21 protein-coding genes are annotated in these 25315 nt (G+C 66.3%); 10 read left to right on the top strand and 11 right to left on the bottom strand.

From position 1 onward, the window contains the following. Positions 1 to 7: 7 nt before the first annotated feature. Genes ACCD07_RS11575 through ACCD07_RS11560 form a run of 4 tightly spaced genes read right to left on the bottom strand, consistent with a single transcriptional unit; the run spans position 8 to position 3937 of the window. Complete coding sequence (locus ACCD07_RS11575; protein WP_176655920.1) at positions 8 to 472, bottom strand: DUF2269 domain-containing protein; 465 nt, start codon at positions 470 to 472, stop codon at positions 8 to 10. After that, positions 472 to 1737, bottom strand: coding sequence for an SDR family oxidoreductase (locus tag ACCD07_RS11570; protein WP_413447423.1), 1266 nt, complete (start codon positions 1735 to 1737; stop codon positions 472 to 474). Before ACCD07_RS11570 ends, ACCD07_RS11575 begins: the two co-directional genes overlap by 1 nt. A gap of 59 nt (positions 1738 to 1796) precedes the next feature. After that, the gene (locus tag ACCD07_RS11565; RefSeq protein WP_176655922.1) at positions 1797 to 2324 is read right to left on the bottom strand and encodes a GbsR/MarR family transcriptional regulator; all 528 of its coding nucleotides are present in this window, start codon (positions 2322 to 2324) and stop codon (positions 1797 to 1799) included. Positions 2325 to 2380: 56 nt separating this feature from the next. Continuing rightward, complete coding sequence (locus tag ACCD07_RS11560) at positions 2381 to 3937, bottom strand: MutS-related protein (RefSeq protein ID WP_413447422.1); 1557 nt, start codon at positions 3935 to 3937, stop codon at positions 2381 to 2383. A gap of 197 nt (positions 3938 to 4134) precedes the next feature. Here ACCD07_RS11560 and ACCD07_RS11555 point away from each other — a divergent pair, with 197 nt between their 5' ends. From ACCD07_RS11555 to ACCD07_RS11515, 9 genes are all read left to right on the top strand, one after another. Further along, on the top strand, positions 4135 to 5403 hold the full coding sequence (locus ACCD07_RS11555) for an efflux RND transporter periplasmic adaptor subunit (RefSeq protein WP_176655924.1): 1269 nt from the start codon (positions 4135 to 4137) through the stop codon (positions 5401 to 5403). Between the two features lie 32 nt (positions 5404 to 5435). Further along, positions 5436 to 6167, top strand: coding sequence for an ABC transporter ATP-binding protein (locus ACCD07_RS11550; protein ID WP_176655925.1), 732 nt, complete (start codon positions 5436 to 5438; stop codon positions 6165 to 6167). Between the two features lie 10 nt (positions 6168 to 6177). Next, a complete protein-coding gene (locus ACCD07_RS11545; protein WP_413447421.1) occupies positions 6178 to 7494 on the top strand; it encodes an ABC transporter permease in 1317 nt (438 codons plus the stop codon). Positions 7495 to 7506: 12 nt separating this feature from the next. Further along, positions 7507 to 8742 (top strand): FtsX-like permease family protein, encoded by a 1236-nt coding sequence (locus ACCD07_RS11540; RefSeq protein WP_176655927.1) that lies wholly within the window; start codon positions 7507 to 7509, stop codon positions 8740 to 8742. A 49-nt stretch (positions 8743 to 8791) separates the two neighbouring features. Continuing rightward, complete coding sequence (locus ACCD07_RS11535; protein WP_353404807.1) at positions 8792 to 10132, top strand: sigma-54-dependent transcriptional regulator; 1341 nt, start codon at positions 8792 to 8794, stop codon at positions 10130 to 10132. After that, a complete protein-coding gene (locus ACCD07_RS11530) occupies positions 10132 to 11511 on the top strand; it encodes a sensor histidine kinase (protein WP_413447420.1) in 1380 nt (459 codons plus the stop codon). The genes ACCD07_RS11535 and ACCD07_RS11530 overlap by 1 nt, the downstream gene beginning before the upstream one ends. Positions 11512 to 11694: 183 nt before the next feature. Then, the gene (locus ACCD07_RS11525; RefSeq protein WP_353404805.1) at positions 11695 to 12204 is read left to right on the top strand and encodes an FxDxF family PEP-CTERM protein; all 510 of its coding nucleotides are present in this window, start codon (positions 11695 to 11697) and stop codon (positions 12202 to 12204) included. Positions 12205 to 12272: 68 nt separating this feature from the next. After that, entirely contained in the window at positions 12273 to 13040 is a 768-nt protein-coding gene (locus tag ACCD07_RS11520) for a spermidine synthase (RefSeq protein ID WP_353404803.1), read from the top strand. Positions 13041 to 13267: 227 nt separating this feature from the next. Next, positions 13268 to 15706 (top strand): TonB-dependent receptor plug domain-containing protein, encoded by a 2439-nt coding sequence (locus ACCD07_RS11515; protein WP_413447419.1) that lies wholly within the window; start codon positions 13268 to 13270, stop codon positions 15704 to 15706. Here the strand turns inward: ACCD07_RS11515 and ACCD07_RS11510 are convergent. Beyond that, the gene (locus tag ACCD07_RS11510) at positions 15703 to 17229 is read right to left on the bottom strand and encodes a PLP-dependent aminotransferase family protein (protein WP_413447418.1); all 1527 of its coding nucleotides are present in this window, start codon (positions 17227 to 17229) and stop codon (positions 15703 to 15705) included. The two genes, ACCD07_RS11515 and ACCD07_RS11510, sit on opposite strands and share 4 nt — an antisense overlap. A 90-nt stretch (positions 17230 to 17319) precedes the next feature. On the opposite strand from ACCD07_RS11510, the gene ACCD07_RS11505 reads away from it, so the two are divergent. Continuing rightward, on the top strand, positions 17320 to 17976 hold the full coding sequence (locus ACCD07_RS11505) for a pyridoxamine 5'-phosphate oxidase family protein (protein ID WP_176655933.1): 657 nt from the start codon (positions 17320 to 17322) through the stop codon (positions 17974 to 17976). Positions 17977 to 17999: 23 nt separating this feature from the next. Here the strand turns inward: ACCD07_RS11505 and ACCD07_RS11500 are convergent, their stop codons facing one another. Genes ACCD07_RS11500 through ACCD07_RS11475 form a run of 6 tightly spaced genes read right to left on the bottom strand, consistent with a single transcriptional unit; the run spans position 18000 to position 25305 of the window. Next, the gene (locus tag ACCD07_RS11500; RefSeq protein ID WP_413447417.1) at positions 18000 to 19670 is read right to left on the bottom strand and encodes a hypothetical protein; all 1671 of its coding nucleotides are present in this window, start codon (positions 19668 to 19670) and stop codon (positions 18000 to 18002) included. Then, positions 19667 to 21700, bottom strand: coding sequence for a DUF4175 family protein (locus ACCD07_RS11495; protein WP_413447416.1), 2034 nt, complete (start codon positions 21698 to 21700; stop codon positions 19667 to 19669). The genes ACCD07_RS11500 and ACCD07_RS11495 overlap by 4 nt, the downstream gene beginning before the upstream one ends. Then, positions 21684 to 22748 carry a BatA domain-containing protein gene (locus tag ACCD07_RS11490; RefSeq protein WP_413447427.1) on the bottom strand — a complete coding sequence of 355 codons (1065 nt, stop codon included), beginning with the start codon at positions 22746 to 22748 and terminating at the stop codon, positions 21684 to 21686. The genes ACCD07_RS11495 and ACCD07_RS11490 overlap by 17 nt, the downstream gene beginning before the upstream one ends. Further along, positions 22748 to 23629, bottom strand: a complete 882-nt coding sequence (locus ACCD07_RS11485) for a DUF58 domain-containing protein (RefSeq protein ID WP_413447415.1) — start codon at positions 23627 to 23629, stop codon at positions 22748 to 22750. The genes ACCD07_RS11490 and ACCD07_RS11485 overlap by 1 nt, the downstream gene beginning before the upstream one ends. Before the next feature lie 54 nt (positions 23630 to 23683). Beyond that, positions 23684 to 24682 carry an AAA family ATPase gene (locus ACCD07_RS11480; protein WP_353404794.1) on the bottom strand — a complete coding sequence of 333 codons (999 nt, stop codon included), beginning with the start codon at positions 24680 to 24682 and terminating at the stop codon, positions 23684 to 23686. A 2-nt stretch (positions 24683 to 24684) separates the two neighbouring features. Beyond that, positions 24685 to 25305, bottom strand: coding sequence for a DUF4159 domain-containing protein (locus tag ACCD07_RS11475; protein ID WP_413447414.1), 621 nt, complete (start codon positions 25303 to 25305; stop codon positions 24685 to 24687). Positions 25306 to 25315 lie beyond the last annotated feature (10 nt).

Raw genomic sequence — 25315 nt, 5'->3', positions numbered from 1 at the left:
TCGGGGATCAGGCCGGCTTGTGCACCATCAGCCAGTAGACGATCAGCAGCGCGCCGAAGGCCGGGAAGCCCAAGGCGATCCAGATTTTTTCATAGCGCCAGTAGCGCGCCGGCAGCGGCTCGCCGGCCAGCGCGGCATGCGCCGCCATGTCGCGCATTTTCAGTTGCAGCCAGACCACCGGCAGCCAGCAGATGCCCGCCAGCGCATACAGCGCCACCGACCAGACGATCCAGCGGGACGTGAACGGGAAGCCGGCAAGATGGATCATCCACAAGCCCGACAGCGGCTGGATGATGATGGCCGGCGTGGTGAACCACCAGTCGGCCCTGGCCACCAGCCGCGTCACCACCGCCATCGCCTGCACGTTGCCGCTGCGGTTGGCGAAGAACATGTAGAACGCCGTGCCGAAGCCGGTGCCGAACATCAGCGTGGCCGACAGGATGTGCAGCCATTTGATCGCCAGGTAGTCCATTATCTGCTCGCTCTCCACATCAGCAACATCAACGCCAGCAAGGGCAGGTTCTTGCTCAGGGGCCCAAACGGATGCAGCCAGAAGCCGGGCAGGCACACGCTCATGATCGCCGTGTAGCCGCCCACCAGCGCCAGCTGCAGCGCCCACACCCAGCGGCGCGGATACAGCAACAACAGCACGCCGACCGCCGCGTCGGCCAGGCTGGCGGCCAGCAGCATCGGCTGCTGCGCACCCGCGGGCACGCCGCATGCCGCCAGCCACGCCATGCTGTCTGCGCGCGGCCAGCCGAACCAGGACACGTAGGCGGTGATCAGCCACAGCAAGGCCATCGCCACCGTCACCAGCGGCGCGCCCCAGGTCCAGGCGGCGGCGATGCGCTGGTCGGGGCGAGCAAACCGCACAGGGTCGCGCAGCGGACGGCCCAGCAGCGCGGCGGCCGGTCCGGCGTCGGCGGTATTGCCGCCATCGGCGCTTTGCTCCAGCATCAGCAGCGATTCCGGCGTCAGCGCACTGGAAGGAATCATGCCGGCGACGCGGGCGACCACGCGCGCGAGCGGCATCGGCAAATCCAGCACCAGCGCCGGCGCGGCCTGCATGCCGCTGCGCAGCGCGCCGAGGTAACCGGCCATCGTCGTCGCGCGCGGCCCCACCACCGCCAGCTCGCGCGGCACGCCGCCCTCCGCCAGCACCAGCCTGACCAACACCGCCGCCAGGTCGTCGACATGGATCGCCTGTACCTTGGCGCCGTGCGCCATCGGCATCATCAGCACCGGCAAGGTCGCCAGCATGCGGAACATCACGCTGCTGGCGCCATCCTCGCCATACACCAGCGACGGCCGGATGATGGTGACGCTGAGCCGGCGCGCCAGCAGGTCGGCTTCGGCCGCGCCCTTGCTGCGCCAGTAGCCGGTGGCGGCGTCCGGATGGCTGCCCAGCGCGGACACCTGCGCCACGCGACGCACGCCGAGGCGCTCGCAGGCCGCGAACACGGCCACCGGCGCGGCGCGGTGCAGGCGATCGAAATCGCCGTCGCGCGCTTCGCGGATAATGCCGACGCAGTTGACCACCGCATCCACGCCGGACAGCAGCGGCAGCCAGTCGCTCTCGCTGGTCATGCGGCCGAAATCGACCTCGATCCAGTCCTGCGCACGCTCGTCCGCCGGACGGCGGCGGCTGGCGCCGACCACGTCGCAGCCCGCCGCGCGCAAGGCACGCAAGGCGTGGCTGCCGATCAGTCCCGTCGCCCCAAGTATCAGCACTTTCATACCGTCTCCGTCTGTTATTTCTGTAAAAACAGAAATTAATACTCAAAAAAATACAGCTTTTAATCCCCGCCCAGCAGCCGGGCCACCTTGCCGCCCATCTTCAGGAAGCGCTGCATGGTGGCCGGCGGCAGGTGCTTGTAATCGCCGTAGGTCGCGGTCAGCATTTCGAGGAAGTCCAGCACCTGCTCCATCTTGACCTTGGTGGCCTGCTCCAGCGCCGGATCGCCCTCGGCTTCCAGCGCGCACTCGCGCAGCACGGTCAGCGTCGGATCGATCTCGCGCTTCTTGCGCTCCTCGACGATGACGCGGAAGATCTCCCATACATCCTGCAGCGCGACGAAGTGGTCGCGGCGGTCGCCGGCCATGTGCGTGATGCGCACCAGGCCCCAGCTTTGCAATTCCTTCAGGCTGTTGCTGACGTTGGAGCGCGCCACGTTCAGCGTGTCGGCGATTTCCTCGGCCGGCAGCGGGCGGTTCGACAGGAACAGCAGCGCGTGGATCTGCGCCACCGTGCGGTTGACACCCCAGCGCGTGCCCATCTCTCCCCAATGCAGGATGTATTTCTGGATGGTCGGCGCGAGCGTCATGGGGAATTCCTTAATTTCTGTCGTTACAGAAATAATAGAACTCCCAGCGCCGGAAGTCAAAGACTATTTCGGACGTCTTCGCAATCGGCCGGATGCGCCATGTAGTCGCTCAGCCAGTCGAACACGCGGTTGGCCTTGGCCGAGATGGCGTCGTCGAAGCCTCGGGTCCCGAGCAAGGCGATGCCGTTGGTCTCGCGCAGCACGCCGGGCGACAGCTGCAGGCGTCCGTCCACGCGGCTGACGCACCACGGCGCCAGCCGGTCCTCCAGCAGCGGCGCCAGCACCAGGTTGTGCGACGACACGATCACCGTGCCGCGCTCGGCCAGCGTGTGCAGCACCGCCGTCGCCGCCGATATCGATTCGAGGTGGTTGGTGCCGCGGAAAATCTCGTCGATGATGAACACCGCCGGTTCGCGCGCGGCCAGCGCCAGCAGCTCCTGCGCGCGGCGCAGTTCGGCGATGTAAAGACTCTCGCCGCCTTCCAGCGTGTCCTCGCCCTGCATGCTCGAATACACGGGCAGCATGGTCGCCGTGGCCGTATCGGCATAGCAGAAGCCGAACGCGCGGGCGACGATCAGGTTCAGGCCGACCGTGCGCAGCAAGGTGCTCTTGCCGATGCCGTTCTGGCCGGAGATGAAGGCGCCCCGCTCGCGCGGCGCGAACGACAGCGGCGCCGCCTCCGCCAGCAGCGGATGCACAACCTGCGTCAACGCGACGCTGTCGCCGCGCTCGGCCCAGCAATAACGCGGCGTACCGGCAAGGTGCCGCGCCAGCGCCAGATCGGCCTCCAGCGTCGCGACGCGCGCAAAGCTGGAGCGCAGGAAGTCCGCCTGCGCGCGCACCACCTCCCGGCTGTTGAAGTAGTGGCGGATATTCAGCAGCCAAAGCCAGTCGCCGTATTCACGCATGCCGGCCATGCCGGTCAGCGGCGAGCGCGCCAGGCTTCGGTTGATCTTGCCGGCACGCGCCGCGTCTTCGCTGAAGGCCGCGGTCGAAGACAAGCCGGATTCGGCCAGCAGTGTATGGGCGCGCAGCATCTGCTGCAGCGTCTCCAGTATGCGGCGCCATTCTTCGGCCGCTTCGTGAAACCGCACCTGCACCAGCGACAGCGCCAGCCATAATCCCAGCGCGACGCCCCACAGCGGCATGAAACCGGTCACCAGCGCCAGCGCCACCGACAGCAGGAAGGCCACCGGCATCCAGGGCAGCAAAGCGGTCCAGCGCGGGGCGGCCGCCATGGCGCGGCCGAACAGGGTGGCGCTGATCTCGCGATCGCTGCGGCGCAGGCCGACGCAGGCCGCCTGCAGCTGCAGCCGTTGTCCGGCATCCCCGGCCAGTGTCCGCACGCGGACGGCGGACGCGGCGCCGTCCTCCCCCGCCTGCAAGCGGCGATGCAGCTCCTGCTGGCCGAAGATGCTGGTCTCGCGCGCCAGGTGGGCGCTGTATTGCGGCAGCAGCATATCGTCCCAGGTCTGCGCATCGATCGCGCCGCACTCGCCGTGCAGCGTGCGCTGGTACAGCGCGACATCGCTGGGGACGAACGGGTAATCGGCTATCGCCGCGTCATCGGCGGCAGGCGAAAGGAAGCGGGACAAACGGGAGATCAGGGTCATGGCGGGCCAGATGAACGGGACATCCCGGCATATGGCCCCGGATATCAAACTATCAAGTCCGGACGGACGCGCAGCGGACAAAGCGGACACCCATCGGACAGCGGACAGCTGCCTCAATTTCCTTTTAAATCAGCCACTTAAGAAGTGGCACGCTTCCTGCATAAAGTTGCCTGTCTTTTCACACTACCCAGCCAACCATGATACGTGACACCTCCAATCAAGACGCCGTCATCGCCCCGCCCAAAGGACAGGCAACCCGACGCCGCCTCGTCATCGCCGCCGGCGCCGTCGCCTTGCTGGCCGCGGCCTACGGCCTGGTGCACACCTGGCGCGGCAGCGACCACTCGGTCAACATCTCGCGCCTGCGCATCGCCGAAGTGGGACGCGGCACCTTGATACGCGACGCCGCCGTCAACGGCCGCATCGTCGCCGCCATCAGCCCGACGCTGTATTCGGCCTCGCCCGCCACCGTGACCCTGAAGGCGGCCGCCGGCGACACCGTCAAGAAAGGCGACGTGCTCGCCGTGCTGGAATCGCCCGACCTGACCGACGCGCTCAAGCGCGAGCAATCGAGCTACCTGCAGCTGGAAGCGGAAGTGGCGCGCCAGCAGATCCTGGCCCGCAAACAAAAGCTGCTGGCCCGGCGCGACGCCGACACCGCCGAAATCGACCGCCTGTCCGCGCTGCGCACGCTGGAGCGCTACAACGCCGTGTCCAACGAAGGCATCATCGCCAAGATCGAATACCAGAAAGCCAAGGACGCGCTGAACTCGGCCGAGATCCGCGCCAAGCACGCCGGCCAGGCGGCCGAGCTGGAAAGCGACAACGTCGCGCTGGAGCTGAAGACCAAGATCAATGAGCTGGACCGCCAGCGCCTGTCGCTGGCCAACGCCCAGCGCCGCGTCGACGAGCTGACCGTGCGCGCGCCGGTCGACGGCTTCATCGGCACGCTGTCGGTGGCCAACCGCAGCGTGGTGCCGGCCAATACGCCTTTGATGACCCTGGTCGACCTGTCGCGCCTCGAAGTCGAGCTGGAAGTGCCGGAGACCTATGTGTCCGACATCGGCCTGGGCATGAACGCGGAAGTGAACTTCGGCACCGGCACCGCCACCGCCAAGCTGTCGGCGCTGTCGCCGGAAGTGGTGAAGAACCAGGTGCTGGCGCGCGTGCGCTTCGCCGGCCAGCAGCCGCCCGGCCTGCGCCAGAACCAGCGCGTCACCGCGCGCCTGCTGATCGACGAAAAACCCAACACGCTGATGATCCAGCGCGGCCCGTTCGTGGAATCCGAAGGCGGCCGCTTCGCTTACGTAGTACGGGACGGCATCGCCATCCGCACCCCGATCAAGATGGGCGCCACCAGCGTCTCCGCGGTGGAGATCCTGAGCGGTCTGAAACAGGGCGACAAGGTCGTCATCTCCGGTACCGAAACGTTCGAGAACGCCGAGCGCGTCTCGATCAACCAATAATCCAACGTACATCCCAAGCAAAGAGGCCCTCCATGCTGCGCATGCAAAACCTGAGCAAAGTCTATCGTACCCACATGATCGAAACCCACGCGCTGCGCGGCTTCGAGATCAACGTCAAGCAGGGCGAGTTCGTCACCGTGACCGGCCCTTCCGGCTCCGGCAAGACCAGCTTCCTCAACATCGCCGGCCTGCTTGAAGAATTCACCGACGGCGAGTACATCCTCGACGGCATCAACGTCAAGGGCATGGACGACAACGCCCGCTCGCGCCTGCGCAATGAAAAGCTGGGCTTCATCTTCCAGGGCTTCAACCTGATTCCCGACCTGTCGCTGTTCGACAACGTCGACGTGCCGCTGCGCTATCGCGGCTTCAACGCGGCCGAGCGCAAGGAGCGCATCGAGGACGCCTTGTCCAAGGTCGGCCTGGCCTCGCGCATGAAGCACTACCCGGCCGAACTGTCCGGCGGCCAGCAGCAGCGCGTGGCGATCGCGCGCGCGCTGGCGGGTTCGCCGAAACTGCTGCTGGCCGACGAACCGACCGGCAACCTCGATACGCAAATGGCGCGCGGCGTGATGGAGCTGCTGGAAGAGATCAACGCCCAGGGCACGACGATCCTGATGGTGACCCACGATCCAGAACTGGCGGTGCGCTCGCAGCGCAACGTCCACATCATCGACGGCCAGGTGTCGGACCTGGTGCGCAAGGCGCCTTCCTTGTTCGACGCTAACGCCCACGCCGCCGACGGCAAATCCCATGTCGCTTAAGGAGCGCAACATGTTCCAATATTACTTCCTGCTGGGCCTGCGCAGCCTGCGCCGCAACCCGGCCCTGACCGCGCTGATGGTGCTGACCCTGGCCGTCGGCGTGGCCGCCAGCGTGGCCACGCTGACCATCCTGCACGTGATGTCCGGCGACCCGATCCCGGACAAGAGCGCGCGCCTGTTCGTGCCGCTGGTCGACAACGGCCCGACCGAGGGCTACAAGCCGGGCGACGAGCCGAACGACCGCCAGCTCAGCTACCGCGACGCGGTCAACCTGATGAACAGCAAGATCGGCGAGCGCCGCACGGCGATCTACGGCATCGCCGTGGCGATCGAGCCGCAGCGCAAGGACATCGGCGTGTTCACCGCGCGCGGCCTGGCGCCGTACGGCGATTTCTTCAACATGTTCGAGGCGCCCTTCCTGCACGGCCAGGGCTGGAGCCCGGCCGACGACAAGGCCGGCGCCGACGTCGTCGTATTGAGCCGCAAGCTGTCGGAAAAACTGTACGGCGACACCGATCCGGTCGGCCAGCGCATGACCCTGGCCGGCATGCAGTACCAGATCGTCGGCGTGCTCGACACCTGGAACGTGGTGCCGCGCTTCCACCGCATCATCGGCAGCAACGACGGCGCCTTCAGCGAGGAGGACGAACTGTTCATCCCCTTCACCAGCGCCATCCGCCACGAAATGCAGCGCAACGGCAGCACCAGCTGCTCCGTCGACGTCGGCCCCGGCTTCCAGGCCTTCATCGATTCCGAATGCACCTGGATCCAGGGCTGGATCGAGATGCGCAGCAGCGCCGACCGCGGCGAGCTGCAAAGCTTCCTCGACAGCTACGCCATCGAACAGCGCAAGCTGGGCCGCCTGAAACGCAACGCGGCCAACAAGCTGTACGACGTGCGCGAATGGCTGGACTACATGAAGGTGGTCGGCAACGACAACAAGCTGTCGGCCTGGCTGGCGTTCGGCTTCCTGGTCCTGTGCCTGGTCAACACCATCGGCCTGCTGCTGGCCAAGTTCTCGGTGCGCGCCGCCGAAGTGGGCATCCGCCGCGCGCTGGGCGCCTCGCGCCGCGAGATCTTCAACCAGTTCCTGATCGAGACCACGGTGGTCGGCCTGGTCGGCGGCTTCCTGGGCCTGGTGCTGGCCTTCGGCGCGCTGGCGCTGATCGCGATGCAGTCGAAGGCGCTGACGGTGGTCGCGCACATGGACTGGATCATGCTGCTGACGACCTTCGCGATGGCCGTGCTGTCGGCCGTGCTGGCCGGCCTGCTGCCGACCTGGCGCGCCTGCCAGGTCACGCCGGCGCTGCAACTCAAATCACAATAAGGGAGCCGCACCATGGAAATCCGCCCTATTCTCTCCGCGCTGCTGCGCAATAAGACCGGCCCGATACTGGTCGCCGTGCAGGTCGCCCTGAGCCTGGCGATCCTGGCCAACGCGCTGCACATCGTGCAGGTGCGCCAGGCCGTGTCGGCCCGCACCAGCGGCATCGCCAACGAGCAGGACGTGTTCGCCCTGCAGATCCGCCACCTGAAAAACGGCAGCCACCAGGACAAGCTGGCGGTGCAGTACCGCGAAACCGCGCTGCTGCGCGCCGTACCCGGCGTGATGTCGGTCGCCGGCACCTCGCAGATGCCGCTGTCCCGCTCGGGCAACTACACCGGCCTGGCGGTCGACCGCAAGCAGGTCAAATCGACCGCGCAATCGACCACCTATTTCGGCGCAGATTCGCTGGTCAAGACCTGGGGCCTGCAGGTGGTCGAGGGACGCGATTTCATGCCCAACGAGATCCCGGAAATCGACCAGAACACCAGCGACGAATTCCCCAAGGTGATCATGATCACCCGCAAGCTGGGCGAAAAAATGTGGCCGGGACAGAGCAGCTTCGTCGGCAAGACCATCTACTTCGGCACCGGCGAAAAGGCCAAGGACGCGCGCATCGTCGGCGTGGTCGAAAAACTGCAGACGCCGGGCGCCCAGATCGACGAAACCGGCGAGTTCTCGTCGCTGGTGCCGGTGCGCCTGACCGGCGACGACGCCGACAACTACACGCTGCGCGCCGAACCTGGCCAGCTGGACCGCGTGATCAAGGAAGCCGAGGCGGCGGTGCGCGCGGCCTCGCCGACGCCGGTGGTCATCCGGACCCGCAGCATGAACGAAATGCGCACCAACCGCTACCGCGCCGACAACGCGCTGGCGTGGATGCTGGTGACGGTCAGCGTGCTGCTGCTGTTGATCACCTCGAGCGGCATCGTCGGCATGGCCAGCCTGTGGGTCACGCAGCGGCGCAAGCAGATCGGCGTGCGCCGCGCCCTGGGCGCGCGCCGGGTCGACATCCTGCGCTACTTCGTCACCGAGAACATCATGATCACCAGCGTCGGCGTGGCGGCCGGCGTGCTGCTGGCGCTGGGCCTGAACCAGCTGCTGGTCAGCCAGCTGGAAATGGCGCGCCTGCCGGCCGGCTACCTGCTGGCCGGCGCCGGCGTGTTCTGGGCGCTGGGCATCGCCGCCGTGTACGGCCCGGCATGGCGCGCCGCCACCATCTCGCCGGCGACTGCCACCCGCAGCGCCTGACGCCATGTTTGCAGCACCCGGCATGCCGCGACAATGTTATGCTTGCGGCATGCCTACCGTACTGATTATTGACGACAACTCCGCCGTCGCCATCGCCCTCGAAGTGCTGTTTTCGCTGCACGACATCGACGCACTGCGCGCCGCCTCCCCCGAGGCCGGCCTGGCGCTGCTCAAACGGCACAACGTCGACCTGGTGATCCAGGACATGAACTTCAGCGCCGACACCACTTCCGGCGAGGAGGGCACGGCGCTGTTCCGCGCCATCCGCGAACAGCACCCGGACCTGCCGGTGATCCTGCTGACCGCCTGGACCCACCTGGACGCGGCGGTCGACCTGGTCAAGGCCGGCGCCGCCGACTACCTGGCCAAGCCGTGGGACGACAACCGCCTGATCGCCACCGTCAACAACCTGATCGAGCTGGGCCAGGCCAAGCGCGCCCTGCAGCAGCGCCTGCAGACCGAGCTGCGCCAGCGCCGTGAGCTCGAACGCGGCTACGACCTGCGCGGCATGGTGTGGCAGGATCCGGCCACCGAGCGCGTGGTGCACCTGGCCTGCCAGGTGGCGCGAGCCGACGTCCCGGTGCTGATCTCCGGCCCCAACGGCACCGGCAAGGAACGCATCGCTGAAATCATCCAGGCCAATTCCTCGGTGCGCGACGGTCCCTTCGTCGTGCTCAACTGCGGCGCGCTGCCGGCCGAGCTGATCGAGGCCGAGCTGTTCGGCGCCGACGCCGGCGCCTACACCGGCGCCTCCAAGGCGCGCGAAGGCAAGTTCGAGGCGGCCGACGGCGGCACGCTGTTCCTCGACGAGATCGGCAACCTGCCGCTGGCCGGACAAATGAAACTGCTGCGGGTGCTGGAAACGGGCCGCTTCGAACGGCTGGGCTCCAACCGCGAGCGCCAGGTCAAGGTGCGCGTGGTCAGCGCCACCAACGCCGACCTGCAGGCGATGATACGGGCCGGCAGCTTCCGCGAAGACCTGTTCTACCGCCTCAACGTGATCGAGCTACGGTTGCCGCCGCTGGCCGGCCGCCCGGCCGACATCCTGCCGCTGGCGCGCCACTTCCTCGGCGCCGGCAAGGAATTGCACCCGTCGGCGCAGGCTGCGCTGCTGGCCCATCCGTGGCCCGGCAATGTGCGCGAGCTGAAAAACATCATGGCGCGTGCCGGCCTGCTGGCCTCCGGCGACGTCATCAAGGTCGGCGACCTCGGCCTGCCGGCGGCCGCGGCCATCGCCATGGAAGACGGCGTGCGCGAGCCCGACCGCGACGCCATCGGCCTGGCGCTGAGCCGCGCCGGCGGCGTGGTGGCGCAGGCGGCGGCCGAGCTGGGCCTGTCGCGCCAGGCGCTGTACCGCCGCATGGAACGGCTGGGCATCGCCCGCTCCTGATGGACCAGCACAACGCCTCGGCGCGCGGCAAGGGCACGCGGCTTTCGCTGCTGACGCGCTGGACGGCGATGGTCGGCACCCTGCTGACGGTCGGCATCCTGATCGCGCTGACCCTGACCCACTTCTTCCCCGACCATCCCGGCATGGTGCTGGCGGTGTGCCTGCTGTGCGTGCTGCCGATCTCCATCATCACCATCCGCGCGCAGCTGGAATACATGCTGTCGCTGTTCCGCGCGCTGACCGGCACCGTCACCAGCTACAAGGATGGCGATTTCTCGTTCAGCCTGCACTGGCCGCAAAACGACGAGCTCACCGACCTGGTGGCCGCCCACAACGCGCTGGGCAACGTGCTGCGCCAGCAGCGGCTGGACCTGGTGCAGCGCGAACTGCTGCTCGACACCATGGTGCAGAACACGCCGGTGGCGATGCTGCTGGTGAACGAGGCCGGTCCCATCGTCTACGCCAACATCGCCGCGCGCCAGCTGCTCAACCAGGGCCGCAAGCTGGAGGGCCACCGGCTGGACGATGTGCTCAGCCACGCCGCGCCGGCGCTGGTGGAGGCGATGGCGCGCGGCGGCGACGGCCTGTTCACCACCAAGCAAGCCGGCGGCGGCGACAAAGAAGCGATCGACGAGGAAGAGGTGTACCACCTGGCGCGGCGCAGCTTCAACCTCAACGGCCGCAAGCACGAGCTGCTGCTGCTGCGCCAGCTGACCATGGAGCTGCGCCGGCAGGAAGTGCAGACTTGGAAAAAAGTCATCCGCGTGATCAGCCATGAACTGAACAATTCCCTGGCGCCGCTGACCTCGCTGGCACACTCCGGCGCCGAGCTGGTGCGGCGCGGCCAGACCGAGCGGCTGCCGCAAATCCTCGCCACCATCGAGGAGCGCACGCGCCACCTGGAAAGCTTCATCCTCGGCTACGCCCGCTTCGCCAAGCTGCCGACGCCGCGGCTCGAGCTGCACACCTGGCCGGAGTTCCTGGCGCAGCTGTCGGCGCAGGTGGACTTCACGGTCAGCGGCGAGCCGCCGGCCGAAGCCTGCGCCTTCGATCCGTCCCAGCTGGAGCAGGCGCTGCTGAACCTGCTGAAGAACGCCCACGAATCCGGCTCACCGGCCGGCGACGTCAGCCTGGAAGTACGGCGGCTGCACGGCGCGGTGCGCATCGACGTCCAGGATCGCGGCCCGGGCATGAGCGACACGGTGCTGACCAACGCGCTGGTGCCCTTCTATTCCACCAAGCGCAGCGGCACCGGCCTGGGTCTGGCGCTGGCACGCGAAATAGCCGAGGCGCACGGCGGCCGCATCACGCTGGCCAACCGCGACGGCGGCGGCCTGACCGTGACCTTGATCTTGCCGGTGTCGTCCGCCAACAACTAAGTCGCCTTGCATCAAGAGAAATGAATTTTAGAATTTATGCAAGGAAATTGAATTTTGGCAATTCCAGTACTGCTCAGCCCGTTCGATAGCATTTAGTTATGATAATTAGCTACATGATAAGAAAATAGCAAATGGACACCCAGCAACCGAAAAGGTACTTTGGGTCTTCTTTTGGGGAAAACTATGAAATTAAAATCAATCTTATTCGCGGCCATGCTGGCCGCAGGGTCGCTCGGCGCAGCGCATGCGGCCACGGACAACTGGACGGCACCGGTGGTGGCGCTCAACGGTGGGCCGATGGAATGGTCGATCGACTTCGGCCATACGCACACGGTGACGGGAACCTTCACCGATACTTACACGTTCACTTACTCCGGCCTGCCCAGCACCGCTTACGGCTTCTTCCTCAACATCAAGAATCCGGTCGGCGACATCAACTTCAACTGGGCCAAGCTGGACGGCACGACGATTCCGGCTGCCAACTTCGGTCCGCTGTCGGGTTCCGCCTTCTTCAACGTACCGGTTTCCGGCACAATCGAACTGCTCATCAAGGGCAAGACCCTCGACGCACCGGCTTCGTACAGCGGTACGCTGAGCGTGCTGACGGCCGTGCCGGAGCCTGCCACCTACGGCATGATGCTGGGTGGCCTGGCGCTGCTGGGCGTGGTCGCGCGCCGCCGCAAACAGTCCTGACCGCTCCGGCGCTCACCCTGAAAAGACGCTGCGGCGTCTTTTTTTTCGCCGGCTGGTAAACTGGCGCCATGTCCGCAAAAACTCCAACCCGCTACGACCAGCCCGGCCACCCTCCCGCCACCATCACCGAATACCAGGGCGTGCGCAGCCTGCACCTCGGCACCTCCTGGGTGCAGGGCGCGATGCGCATCGCCAAGCCCGACAACATCGAGCTCGAGTACGTGCAGATGATGATGATGTGGCTGCTCTTCAACGACAACCCAAGGCACGTCGTCCAGCTCGGCCTGGGCAGCGCCGCGCTGACCAAGTTCTGCTACCGCCGCCTGCCCGGCGCGCGCGTCACGGCCGTCGAGCTCAATCCCAACGTGATCGCCATGTGCCGCGCGCAGTTCGCGCTGCCGTCCGACGACGAGCGCCTCAGTGTGCGGGAAATGAACGCCATGGATTTCGTGCTCGATCCAGCCAACCGCAACACGGTCGACGTGCTGCAGGTGGACCTGTACGACGAGGAGGCGCGCGGCCCGGTGCTGGACTCGCCCGAGTTCTACCAGGCCTGCTTCGACTGCCTGCGTGACGGCGGCATCATGACCACCAACGTGTTCGGCGATTTTTCCAACTACGACAAGAACCTGCAGGCAATGGAACTGGTGTTCGACGCCGTGGTCTGGCTGCCGGAAGTACACGACGCCAACATCGTCGTGATCGCGTTCAAGCAGTCGCCGGTGCTGGATTTCAGCGTGCTGTACGAGCGCGCCGGCGCCATCAAGAAAAGCCTGAACCTGCCGGCCAAGGCCTGGGTCAACGGCCTCAAGGGCTGGATGCTGGACCAGCAATAAACTGGCCATGGTGATGCGTGCGCACCACACTTTTGCACCCTTATGCAGCAAGATTGATACCGACGGTTGGTCAGATTACGGTACATTCGGATACAAAGCACGCAATATTATCAAATGTACATAAAACGCAACAAAATGGTGCAAGCCGCGTTGTAGCTCTTCAAGCCCGCAAGCTAGTATTTTCTCCACGGCGCCATCCGCAGCCGTAAAACAATGAGAGAGAAAATATGACAAGAGCACCGCAATTCAAACGTACCCTGCTGGCCAGCGCGATCCTGCTGCTGGCGGCCGGCCAGGGCCGGGCGCAATCGGGCGCCGACGCCGCGCCCGCAGCCAAGCCCGAAGAACAAACCGTCGTGGTGCTGGGCTCGCGCTCGGTCGCCAAGACCGCGCTGGACACTTCCGCGCCGGTCGGCCTGATCAGCCTGAAAGACATGCAAACCGCCGGCCCGCTGGAGCTGGGCAAGCTGCTGCAAACGCTGGACCCGTCGTTCAACTTCTCGTCCACCTTCATCAGCGACGGCACCGACAGCATCCGCCCGGCGACGCTGCGCTCGCTCGGCCCAGACCAGGTGCTGGTGCTGATCAACGGCAAGCGCCGCCACCAGCAGGCGCTGGTCAACGTGCAGCAAACCATCGGCCGCGGCTCGGCGGGCACCGACATCAACGCCATTCCGCTGGCCGCGATCCACCACATCGAAGTGCTGCGCGACGGCGCCGCCGCCCAATACGGCTCGGACGCCATCGCCGGCGTGATCAACATCGTGCTCAAGTCGAACGTCAACGAGACCTCGCTCAGCGGCAGCCTGGGCACCACCTCCGAAGGCGACGGCGACCTCTATTCGGGCAGCGCCAACACCGGCTTCGCGCTGGGCCAGGACGGCGGCTTCCTCAACCTCACCGTCGAAGCCCGCAAGCGCGGCGAGACCAACCGCGCCGGTCCCGATTCGCTGCGCGTCAACCCGCCGCGCGTGACCCAGCACATCGGCGACAGCAACACCAAGGATGTCTACCTGTGGTGGAACGCCGCGCTGCCGATCGACAAGGCCAGCGAGTTCTACGCCTTCGGCGGCCTGTCCAAGCGCAAGAGCGATTCCTTCGGCTTCTTCCGCTCGGCCGGCGACGACCGCACCGTGCCGTCGGTGTACCCGAACGGCTTCCTGCCGGCCATCCACACCGACATCAAGGACGCCTCGTTCGCCTTCGGCTACCGCCGCGACCTGGCCAACGACTGGAAGGCCGACATCAGCATCAACCAGGGCAACAGCGAACTGGGCTTCCACGAATCGAACAGCCTCAACACCAGCTACTGGTACGAGCCCAAGCCCGGCGGCGGCATCTACGCCGAATCGCCGCGCGAAGCCGACACCGGCAAGCTGAAGTTCTCGCAGACCACCTTCAACGCCGACATCAAGGGGCCGGTCAAGTTCGGCGACGGCAGCATCTTCCTGGCCACCGGCTTCGAGTACCGCGCCGACAACTACCAGATCATCGCCGGCGATCCGGTCTCCTACCAGTACGGCCGCACCAACAACCCGGCCATCGCGATCACCACGCCGAGCGGCGCCACCGCCGGCGCGGGCATCCAGGGCTTCCCCGGCTACACGCCGGCCACCGCCGTCGATTCGGGCCGCCACAACATCGCGCTGTTCCTGGACGCCGAACACAAGCCGGTCGACACGCTGACCCTGGGCGGCGCCGTGCGCTATGAAAAATACTCGGACTTCGGCAGCACCGTCACCGGCAAGCTGAGCGCCCGCTTCGACCCGACCAAGCAGATCGGCTTCCGCGGCAGCCTGTCCACCGGCTTCCGCGCGCCGAGCGTGCAGCAGGAGTTCTACAGCTCCGTGTCGACCAACCTGAATAACGGCGTGCTGACCGAGACGCTGACCGCGCGCCAGGGCAGCGCCGTGACCCAGGCCTTCGGCATCGCGCCGCTGAAGGAAGAAACCTCGACCAGCGGCAGCATCGGCACCGTGATCCGTCCGGCCAGGAACATGTCGCTGACGGCCGACCTGTACGAGATCAAGATCAAGGACCGCATCGTCTTCTCCAGCGAGATCGCACCGGAAGCCGGCGGCGGCCCGATCGCCAACATCCTCAAGCCGCTGGGCGTAGGCCAGGCACAGTTCTTCACCAACGCCGTCGACACGCGCACCCGCGGCCTGGATATCGTGGCCGAGCACACCAGCAAGTTCGCCGCGTCGACCTTGGTGCTGTCGGGTCAGCTGGGCTTCAACAAGACCGAGGTGACCAAGCGCCACTCGACGTCGACGGTGCTGAGCGGCGAGAAACTGTTCGACAAGTCGCAGGTGACGCTGATCGAACACGGCCAGCCGCGCAAGCACCATGTGGTGGCCGCCGACTACACGATGGGCGCATGGAACCTGAACACCCGCGCCAACTACTACGGCGAGGTTGAAGCGGAAAACTTCAGCCCGTTGCAGAAGTGGGATGCGCGCTGGCTGGTCGATGCGTCGGTACGCTATGCGTTCAGCAAGCGCACCTTCCTCAGCGTGGGCGTGAACAATATGTTCAACCAGCTGCCGTCGGAATGGACCAACGGCGGCGACTTCCCGAAACTGGGCTTCACCCGTTGCTGGGAAACCTGCCCGATCGGCGTCAACGGCCGCTCGATGTATATCCGCGCCGATACGGCGTTCTAAGCGGCTCTTCGCTTAGCGTTTGAACGGTTGGCGGCGTAGGCCGCAAGGTGCACGATCGCCGCCAACTGTTTGACCAGCCCTTCCATCCGCTCGGCCGGCACCTGCGCGTAGCCGAGCATCAGTCCCTTCCACCCGGACTCCCCTTGCGTATCGTGCCTGCTCAGGGCATTGACCACGATGCCGTGTTCCAGCGCTTGCGCGGCGACCGCCACGTCATCGATGGCCGCGTCGTCGAAGCGCAGCGCCAGATGCATGCCGGCCGAACCGCCATGCACCTTCGCCACCGATCCCAGATGTCTTTCCAGCGCCGCCACCAGCGCGTCGCGCCGCTGCCGGTACAGGCGCCGCATGCGCCGCAGATGCAGCGCGAACTGGCCGCTGCGCAGGAACTCCGCCAGTGCCAGCTGCTCGGCCACGCGTCCGCGTGCCGACGACTGCGCGCGCATCAGCGCGAACGGCTCGGCCAGCGCCGGCGGCACCACCACGAAACCGATCCGCAGCGACGGGAACATGGTCTTGCTGAAGGTGCCGAGATAGATCACCGGCGCATCCGGCGCCAATCCCTGCATGGCCGGCAACGGCGGGCCGTCGTGGCGGAATTCGCTGTCGTAGTCGTCCTCGACGATCAGGGCGCCCGCACCGCGCGCCGCCTCGATCAGCGCCAGCCGGCGGCGCAAACTGAGCACGCTGCCGGTCGGGTATTGGTGCGACGGCGTGGTGTAGATCAGGCGCGGCGGACGCAATAGCCAGTCGTCCGGCCTGGGGGCGATGCCGTCATCGTCGACATCGATGCCGGCGACATTGAGCCCGCCCGCGCGCGACGCGGCCAGCGCCCCGCCGTAGCCGGGATTCTCGATCCAGATAGTGTCACCCTGGTCGGCAAAGGCCTGCACGCAGACAGTCAGGCTGCTCTGGGTGCCGTCGGTGATGAACACTTGCGCGGCGTCGCATACCACGCCGCGCGCGGCACGCAGGTGGTCGGCGATGGCTTCGCGCAGCAGCGGCTCGCCGGCCGGATCGCCGTAGTTCAGCTGCGCCACGGTCATGCCGCGCAACGCGCGCTCCAGCATGCGGCGCCATAGCGTCAGCGGAAAGTGCTCAAGCGCCGGCACGCCGGGAACAAAGGCGCCCATCATCTCGGCCGGTCCCGGCAAGGACCTGAGCGCGCGGGCACGCTGCGACAGGCCGGCCTGCGGCGGCTTCGACGTATGCCCGCCTGCGGTCGCAGCTTCGGCCGGCCCATCGGCCGGCTTGCGATCCGGCGCCAGCGTCGCGACCACGGTGCCGCGCCGGTCGGTGGTCACGTAGCCCTCGCTGGCCAGTTGCTCATAGGCGTACAGCACGGTGTTGCGCGCCAGTCCCAATTCCTCGGCCAGCACGCGCGATGCGGCCAGCCGGGTACCGGCAGCCAGCGTGCCGCTACGGATCGCGTTGCGCAGGCATTCGTGCAGCAACCGCTGGCGCGGCCAGCCGCGATGGGCGTTTTGCGCGGCATAGCCGTCGATCAGCAGCGTGAAATCCATTCGTGGCTCCATAAAATTAACGATTACTGGATCTGTTTAAGGAGCCAGCATCCCATTATATTGTCATTTCAACCTTTTTGGATGGAGATCATGACCGAACCAGCAACCCCAGCCGCACCGAGCGCACGCACCCGCATGCGCCGCGTCTCAACCAACGCGCACTACGACACCGCAACGCTGCATGCGATCATCGACGACGCTTACCTGTGCCACATCGCCTTCACCGACGACCATGGATCGCACTGCATTCCCACCGCCTGCTGGCGTGAGGACGGACACCTGTACATCCATGGCTCCAACGGCAGCCGCATGCTCAAGCGCCTGACCGAAAGCGAGACCTGCGTGACGATCACGCACCTGGATGGACTGGTGATGGCGCGTTCGGCTTTCAGCCATTCGATGAACTACCGGTCGGCGATGATCTATGGGCGCTTCGAGGTGGTGACCGACGAGGCCGAGCGCCATCGCACGATGGAAGCGTTCATGGAGAAGCTGGCGCCAGGCAGGCAGGCGGAGGTACGTCCCGGTTCGGACAAGGAATACGCGGCCACCACGATCATGCGCATCGCGCTCGACGAAGCCGCCTGCAAGGTGCGCTCCGGCGGCCCGACCGATGATGAGGAAGACCTGAGCTGGCCGGCGTGGGCGGGCGTGCTGCCGTTCGCCCGCGTGCCGATGAAGCCTGTCGTCGATCCGGCCTGCATCATCGACGCGCCGGCCTACGTCATCGGATGGCAGAAGTGGTAAGGGCGGGCTGACCGCAATAAGCGCTACGTCTTGCGCTGCTCGCGCCACCACAGGCCGAGCATGCAAAGCGCGAACAGCGCGCCAAATGGCGCCACCGGCAGCGGACGACTGCTGCCGGTGACGCCGCTCTTCGTGGTGGTGCCTGGCGAGCGGGCCGCATACAACGCGGTGGCATCGCGCCGCAGCGCCTTCTGCCACGCCGGCCAGTCGCCGCGCGCGTAGACATACTCGGCCCCCGCCTCCCCCATGCCAGCCGCCTTGAATGCCAGCCATCCCGCCTTCTGCGGCCACAGCGCCGCACACACAGCGTCCGCCTTGTCTGCGCGCGCCTGCAATTGAAGTTCCGCTGCACCGACCAAGCCAACCATCGTCCCCGGCTTCACGCCCTGTGCGCACACTTCGCTGCGCAAACCCGGCAGCGGCATCGGATCAACCATCTGCCAGCCCGCCTTTTGTACGCTGGCCAGCGCGATACTATCCATCGCCCCCTGCCACCACAGGGCCAGCGCCTGAGGCGCGCTGATCGCATATTTGTGCCAGTCCGACACGCCGATCCATACTACGCGCCCTTGCTGCAAATCGCGCTGCCAGAGCCACGATTGCTTCTTGCCGTCGCGCGCCAGTACCGACCATGGTCCTCCGGCACGATCATCAGGATTCAAGCCGGCCGGCGGCATCGCCAACGACGCACCGGCAACGCTGAACTGCCGCGTGTCTTCCTTCTCGGTGGTTGGCGACTGCGGGTGCAAGCGCAAGTCGAACTGACGCTGCCACAACGACGCGTCGGCCGCATTACCGCCCAAGACCACCAGCGGAACGCCCTGCCGCACCTGCGCCAACAACGCATCGCGCGCCGACGGATTCAAATGCTCCACGTAAGCCGCATCCACGACGACTGCGTTTGGCGCGGTCAACGGCACACGCGCCGTTTCGCTGCGCGCCACCGCCTTGCCCAGCGTGACGCTCCAGTCCAGGATCGCGCCGCCATCGGCCAGCAGCTGATTCAGCGCCCGCGCATCGAATGACGGCGCATCGAAGCGGCCCTGTATCTGCAAAGGCAGCGCATCCTTCACCTGCAGGGGAATCGGCCCCTGGGCGATCACGGCGCCGGCGGCGTCCAGCAAACGCGCCTGCAGCACCATGGCCTCCGCCACCGGCGGCAGCCACTGCACGCTCAACTGCGACGCGGCGGCGATCGTCGAGGACTCCGCCAGCCCCTGCTTGTTTTCCGCCAGCAGCTGCAAGCGCCAGCCGGCCTGCGCCTGCGAGCGGCGCACCGACAGCGTAAAAATCCGGCCCAGCGACATCGAACGCGGGAAATCCAGCCACAACAAATCGGCGGCCGCAGGCTTCCACTGCAAAGGCCGCGCAGGCAGATCGCGCCACTCCGCCTCGCGCAAGCCGTCGCCAACCAGCGAGATGCCTTGCGCGCGCGGAATGGCCAGCCAGTCAGCCTCGCTGATTCCGCCCGACGCGTTGGTGGTCACCGTCAGAGTGTTCTCGCCGGCCTCCAGCAAGCGTATGTCCGCCAGCGCCACCGCCAGCGATGCGCCGGCCGCCGCAGCCAGCGCCACATCGATCCATTTATGGCTGCGGGCGTACAGCATGGCGGCACTCACGACGCCAACAGCCAGCGCAGTCAATGGCAGGGCAACCGCCGCCAGATCCATCGACGAATTCACTGCGATACTCATTTCGACTGCTCCTTGCCACTCCAGGCCTGACGGAACGGCGTATCCGTCGAAGGGCGCGCCTGCAGCAGCACCGGCGCATCCGTCAGCGTGCCGCGCAGCCAGGCGCGCAGCTCACCGCGACAAGCGACGCAGCCATCCTGCACATCCTGCACCGCGCGCTGGGCGCTCAACTTCTGTTCCTGGTCGCCGATGCGCGCGGCGATGGTCTCGCGCGCCGCCTTGCTCCACAATGCGGGCAGCGCACCGTCCTGCGCCAGCGCCTGCACCAACTCGCGCACTTCGGCCGGCACCGTATCGCCGGCGGCGCCCTGCTCGCGCTTGTAACTCAGCACGCCGACGATATCGCCGCTCATGCGCTTCTCTTCCTTCAGCGCCGGCGGAACGAAAGCAGTACGATGCAGGTAGATACGTTCGGCCGCCTGCAATTCCTTGATCGCATCCAGCGCCTTGTACTCCGGCGGCAGTGCGGGCTTGGGTTCGACGGCGCGCAGCGATTTCTCCGCATCCCACATCGCCGACAGCGCGCGTTTCAATACGGCCTTGGTCTTCGGATCGAAGATGGTGGCATTGTCTTCCTGGTCGTGCGCGTGGCCGAATTCCTTCATGACGGCGATCTCGCCGCCGCCCGCCATGCCGCCGCCGTGGTGCTCTTCGCCTTCGTGTTCATGCTCGTCGCCGAACAGGCTCGATTCCTCGCCGAGGAACTGGCCGTAGCGCAGCCGCAGCTTGGCCTGGTCGGAAGCGATGCCTTCGCTGCGCGAGCGCACCGTGGCGGCAGCCATGTTCGGATTGGCCTTCATGTCGGCGACCAGTTGTTCGGTGTCGATGATGATCTGGCGCTGGCTGCGCAGGTTTTCCGGCTTGACCATCGACGGCAGCGCGGTCGAATCCAGGCTCTCCGCCTCCGGCGCCGGCAGGCGCAGCGTGTAGGTCGGGGATTGCGTGGTGTGCGGATTGTCCGGCGCGTTGTCGGTGGCGCGAACGAAGAAGTACAGCTCGTCGCCCGGCTCCATGCCGAGTTCCGCCAGCGTCCACTGTTTTTTCCAGTTGCGCGTCTTCGGGTCCGCCGACTGCGGCAACGGCACTTCGCGGTCGCTGAAGCGGATGTTCTCGCCGCTGCCGCGCGCCAACGTCATGTGCAGGCTGGCGCGCGCGATGGCGTAGTCGTCGCGTGCCATGACGGACAGCTGCACGGTCTTGGTTTCCTTCGGCAGGATGTGTATCAGTTCGGTCGGCTCGATGATCGTGACTTGCGGCGGCTGATCGGGCGTGACGCGGATGTTGTAGCGCGAGCCCCCTTTGCCGCGCGCGCGCCAGAACAGCGATTCTTTCACGCGCTGCGATGCGCAGGCTTCGGTAACGGGGAGCGTCTGTCCGTCGCCCAGTTCCACCACCGGCTGCGCGCCACTCGGGTTGCGCACGCACCAGCGCACCTCGGAGAATTCCGGCACCTGGATGTCGCGGGCGGCGGTGTCGAACGATTTGACGCCGGTGTAAGCCGGCGGCGTAACGCGCAGATAAATTTCACCATCGACGATCGGCTTGTTGGCCGGCGCGCTCGCAACCGGTGCGGAGGCGGATTGCTTGCCGTGGTAGCCCCAGGCGACGCCAGCCGCCGCAAGGCTGAGCAGAACAGGCAGGATGCCGATGCGCACACGGCTGCGGGCGATGCCGCGATAGTCGCCTTCGCCCAGAACAGCAGCAAGACGGGTTTGCAGTCGCTGTTGCTGGAGTTTGGCGATGGGTGTGTTGGCGTCGGCCGCCAGCAACATGCTGCTGTCTTCCAGCGCGGGGATGGCGGCGTTCAGCCACGATGTCCATTCGGCGTCGACACGCCGGCGCCAGCGGTAAATGTCGGCGGCCAGCCAGATGGCCCACAGCGCGACCGCCGTCAGGACGATCGGGCGCGCGACCGGGAGCAAGGCCGCGGCGATGACCAGCGGTGCCACGGCGGCAAGCCACTGCGGCGCTCGGCGGCGCAGGACAGCGGACCACAACCGGCTGAGCAAATGCTTAGTTTCGCCGTGCATGGGTCAGTATCCGTTCTAATGCAAAAAGCGCGAGCAGAGCGAGAGCGAGCCAGGTTGCTGGCTTTGCGTCGGTGATGGCCGGCAGCGCGCTGCGGGCGGCGCCGAAGGTTTGCGACGGCGTCGGGTAGGCTGGCGCGGGAGATGCGGCCAGCAGTTGCCAGGCGTCGTAGATGGCGCGCGCGGTGTCGGCATCGCGCGCGGGCCAGGCGTCCGAGACCCACAGGCGGCCGCGAGGCGAGTCGGCGTATTTCAGCGCGATGCCGTTGATGACCAGCGTCGAGGCCTTTGCCAATTCGGGGAAGGCGGCAGCGGCCGGGGCGGCGATCCACCAGTGTGGGGCGCGCCAGTTGGCTGGCGGCGCGTCCGGGGAATCCCAGACAATCAGCTCTGTGATGGCGTCCGGCTGGGCAGCGATGATGTAACGGCTGGCGCCAGTGCCGGCGCTGTCAAAGGCGGTGAACAGCGAGCGCCATGTGGCAGCGCGCTCCGCAACGGCGGTCAGCGCAACGCGATGCTGGACCGGCGCGGCGGCAGCGACGGGCGACAACTTGGTGCGCAGTTCAACTTGATGGCTGAATTGCGGCACGCGGGCCGGCATCGCTATCTGGTCGGCGCGGGCGACCACCAGCAGGCGCGCACCGGGGCGCCAGTCGCGTTCGTGCTCGCGCAGCCATTGCAGGCCATGCGAACCTTGCTGACCAGTGGCCGGCAGCTCAATGCGCTGCGCCGCGTTCATGCCGGCAGCAATGATCTGCTGATCCATCCACGCCTTGTCGGCGCCGGCATCAACCAGCACGGTATCGCCGCGCCACGGGAAGATGGTGGCCGCCAGCCACGCGATCAGCGCCACCAGCATCAGGCAGCGCACCAGCAACAGCAAGCGATCCCGCCACTGCCACACCCGCAGCTGCTCGGGTGCGGCGGAAGGCAGGAAGCGCGCGGTGGCCAAAGGCTCGGCTTTCAGTCGTTGGCGCTTCTGCCGATGCCACCAGATCGGCAGCAGCAAAACCGGCAGCGCCAGCCACCAGAAGGGATAGGAACTCAACATCATTTTGCCCGCGCTCCCGCCAACTGCAGCCAGCTGCGCAGCACTGCATGCAGCGGCTGCTCGATGCGCGCCTCGTAGTGGACGATATTGTTTTGACGGCAGCTGGCCGACACGCCATCGAAGTGCGCGCGGCTTTGCTGCTTGTAGCTCTCGCGGTCGGCGTTGCTCAAACGATGCAAGCCGTCGCTTTGTTCGGGATCGCGGTAAGCCGTGCCGGATTTGAAGCTGGCATCCACCTCCGCCTGTGTGCGCAAGGTCAGCAATCGAACGTCATGCCGCAGGCTGCGCAGGCGCACCAACGCTTCGCTCAACGGCGACGGCCAGTCGAGGAAGTCGCTGGCGACGAAGATCAGGCTTGGCGAACGCGCGAAATGCAGATTCGCCCGCAGCACCTCGGCACTCGGCAAACTGCCTTCCGGCTTGGCCTTGGACAGCTGCGCCAGCACCCGCTGCAACTGGCGCGGCCCGCGCGAGGCTTGCGTGAATTCGACTTTTCCGCCGCCGCATATCACCAGCCCGAACGCATCGCCCTGCCGCTGCGCGATGGCCGCCACGCAGGCCAGCAAGGTGCGGACGAACCAGAGTTTGTCGACACCGTTGATTTCGCGGCTGGGCTCCGCCATCGACGCGCTGGCGTCCAGCCACAGCCAGGTGGCGACGTGGCTGTCGCGCTCCGCCTCGCGGACGAAATAGCGGTCGGCGCGCGCCAGCAGCTTCCAGTCGACGCGGCGCCACTCGTCGCCCGGCGCGTAGGCCCGGTACTCGGAGAACTCCACGCCGGCGCCGCGCTCGCGCCCCGCATGCAAGCCATGGCCCAGCCCTGCCAGCACGTGACGGATGACCAGCTCCAGATCCTTGGTCTGGGCCATCATCGCAGTCATGGCGGCCGTCGCCGAACCTGGCGCGGACGATGTCGAAGTCGCTTGCATAACAGCTTAGTCGGGACGGATATGCTCGCGCAGCGCCAGCAGGATGTCGGCGATCGCGACACCGTCCGCCTCGGCCTCGAAATTGCGGATCACGCGATGCGCCAGCACAGGCAGCAGCATCTCGGCGATGTCCTCGCGCGTGACGGCCAGCCGTCCGTGCATCAACGCGCGCGCCTTGGAAGCCAGCACCAGCGCCTGTCCGGCGCGCGGACCGGCGCCCCAGCCCACATGCTTCTTCACCGCCGGCACCGTCGTCAGCGCCGGACGCGTGGCGCGCACCAGCCGCGTCGCGTAGGCCAGCAGATGATCGCCGATCTCGATGTCGCGCACCAGCTGCTGCAGCCGCAGCAGGGTCGCCACGTCCATCACCGGCTCCGCATCTTTCAAGCCGGTGTGCGTGGTGGCGGAGACCATCGCGATCTCTTCCTCCTCGGTCGGATAGACCACGTCGATGCGCAGCAGGAAGCGGTCCAGCTGCGCCTCCGGCAGCGGATAGGTGCCGGCCTGCTCGATCGGGTTCTGCGTCGCCAGCACGAAGAACGGCTTGGGCAGCTTGTGCGTCTGACCGGCGAAGGTCACGCTGCGCTCCTGCATCGCCTCCAGCAGCGCCGACTGGGTTTTAGGCGGCGCGCGGTTGATCTCGTCGGCCAGCAGCACCTGCGTGAACACCGGCCCTTGCTGGAAGCGGAATTCGCGCTTGCGCGTCGCATGGTCCTCTTCCAGGATCTCCGTGCCGACGATATCCGACGGCATCAGGTCCGGGGTGAACTGCACGCGATGGAAGTCCATGTCGGTCGCCTGCGACAACGACTTCACCAACAGCGTCTTGCCCAGTCCCGGCACGCCCTCCACCAGCGCATGGCCGCCGGCCAGCAGGCAGATGATCAGCGAATCGATCACGTTTTCCTGGCCGATGATCACGCGGGACATGCTCTTCTTCAGCGCCGCCACCTTGGCGCTTAGCGCGCCGATTTCATTTTCGCTCCAGGCGATTGCACTATCCAAGATCAAGCTCCCAACGCATATTGAATGATATTGACCGCAAAGCGGGTGTTGTCGACCACCAGCCACCGCTTGTTGCGGAAGTCGTAGTCCCACTCGCAGCCGTAGTCCTTGTTGCTGTACAAGAGCCGCACGCGGCCGCCGACTTCCACCGCCTTCAGGTAGTCGTGCACCAGGTCGTCGCCCCAGCCGTTCAGCTCCACGCTGGTGTTCGGCGGTCCGTCGAAATGGAAGAAGCTCGAATACACCGGATGGTTGTTCGGGATCTTGTGCAGCGCCTTGGGCCCGAAGATGCGGGCGATCTCCGCCTCGAACGATTTCGAGAACAGGCCGTCGATATCGTGATTGCAGTCGTCAACGAACAGGAAGCCGCCACCCTTGATGTAGCGCTCCAGGTTCTTGCGCTCCGCAGGCGTGAACTGCACCAGCTTATGGCCGGCGAAATAGCAGAACGGCGCCTCCAGCATCTTCGGATCGGACAGCGCGACGATGCGCTCGACGGGATCGACCCGCAAGGTCGTATATTCGACCAGCGAGTTGAGCACGTTGCTGGGCATGCGGATATCGACGTCCCAGTCGCCCGACTCGTAGGTCAGGCGGGTGAAATAAAAATCGTAGTTGGCCACGCCGTTCCCT

Origin of the sequence: Duganella sp. Dugasp56 (genome assembly GCF_047304105.1) — a bacterium.
Classification (GTDB): Bacteria; Pseudomonadota; Gammaproteobacteria; order Burkholderiales; family Burkholderiaceae_D; genus Rugamonas; species Rugamonas hordei.
This window is presented reverse-complemented; position numbering and strand designations above follow the sequence as displayed.

What these genes read in the sequence shown, in the direction of transcription:
- ACCD07_RS11575 (WP_176655920.1), bottom strand. Translation starts at nt 472, where the DNA reads ATGGACTACCTGGCGATCAAATGGCTGCACATCCTGTCGGCCACGCTG.
- ACCD07_RS11490 (WP_413447427.1), bottom strand. Translation starts at nt 22,748, where the DNA reads ATGTTGAGTTCCTATCCCTTCTGGTGGCTGGCGCTGCCGGTTTTGCTG.
- ACCD07_RS11495 (WP_413447416.1), bottom strand. Translation starts at nt 21,700, where the DNA reads ATGCACGGCGAAACTAAGCATTTGCTCAGCCGGTTGTGGTCCGCTGTC.
- ACCD07_RS11540 (WP_176655927.1), top strand. Translation starts at nt 7,507, where the DNA reads ATGGAAATCCGCCCTATTCTCTCCGCGCTGCTGCGCAATAAGACCGGC.
- ACCD07_RS11560 (WP_413447422.1), bottom strand. Translation starts at nt 3,937, where the DNA reads ATGACCCTGATCTCCCGTTTGTCCCGCTTCCTTTCGCCTGCCGCCGAT.
- ACCD07_RS11520 (WP_353404803.1), top strand. Translation starts at nt 12,273, where the DNA reads ATGTCCGCAAAAACTCCAACCCGCTACGACCAGCCCGGCCACCCTCCC.
- ACCD07_RS11515 (WP_413447419.1), top strand. Translation starts at nt 13,268, where the DNA reads ATGACAAGAGCACCGCAATTCAAACGTACCCTGCTGGCCAGCGCGATC.
- ACCD07_RS11500 (WP_413447417.1), bottom strand. Translation starts at nt 19,670, where the DNA reads ATGAGTATCGCAGTGAATTCGTCGATGGATCTGGCGGCGGTTGCCCTG.
- ACCD07_RS11510 (WP_413447418.1), bottom strand. Translation starts at nt 17,229, where the DNA reads ATGGATTTCACGCTGCTGATCGACGGCTATGCCGCGCAAAACGCCCAT.
- ACCD07_RS11565 (WP_176655922.1), bottom strand. Translation starts at nt 2,324, where the DNA reads ATGACGCTCGCGCCGACCATCCAGAAATACATCCTGCATTGGGGAGAG.
- ACCD07_RS11485 (WP_413447415.1), bottom strand. Translation starts at nt 23,629, where the DNA reads ATGACTGCGATGATGGCCCAGACCAAGGATCTGGAGCTGGTCATCCGT.
- ACCD07_RS11505 (WP_176655933.1), top strand. Translation starts at nt 17,320, where the DNA reads ATGACCGAACCAGCAACCCCAGCCGCACCGAGCGCACGCACCCGCATG.
- ACCD07_RS11525 (WP_353404805.1), top strand. Translation starts at nt 11,695, where the DNA reads ATGAAATTAAAATCAATCTTATTCGCGGCCATGCTGGCCGCAGGGTCG.
- ACCD07_RS11535 (WP_353404807.1), top strand. Translation starts at nt 8,792, where the DNA reads ATGCCTACCGTACTGATTATTGACGACAACTCCGCCGTCGCCATCGCC.
- ACCD07_RS11570 (WP_413447423.1), bottom strand. Translation starts at nt 1,737, where the DNA reads ATGAAAGTGCTGATACTTGGGGCGACGGGACTGATCGGCAGCCACGCC.
- ACCD07_RS11545 (WP_413447421.1), top strand. Translation starts at nt 6,178, where the DNA reads ATGTTCCAATATTACTTCCTGCTGGGCCTGCGCAGCCTGCGCCGCAAC.
- ACCD07_RS11530 (WP_413447420.1), top strand. Translation starts at nt 10,132, where the DNA reads ATGGACCAGCACAACGCCTCGGCGCGCGGCAAGGGCACGCGGCTTTCG.
- ACCD07_RS11550 (WP_176655925.1), top strand. Translation starts at nt 5,436, where the DNA reads ATGCTGCGCATGCAAAACCTGAGCAAAGTCTATCGTACCCACATGATC.
- ACCD07_RS11555 (WP_176655924.1), top strand. Translation starts at nt 4,135, where the DNA reads ATGATACGTGACACCTCCAATCAAGACGCCGTCATCGCCCCGCCCAAA.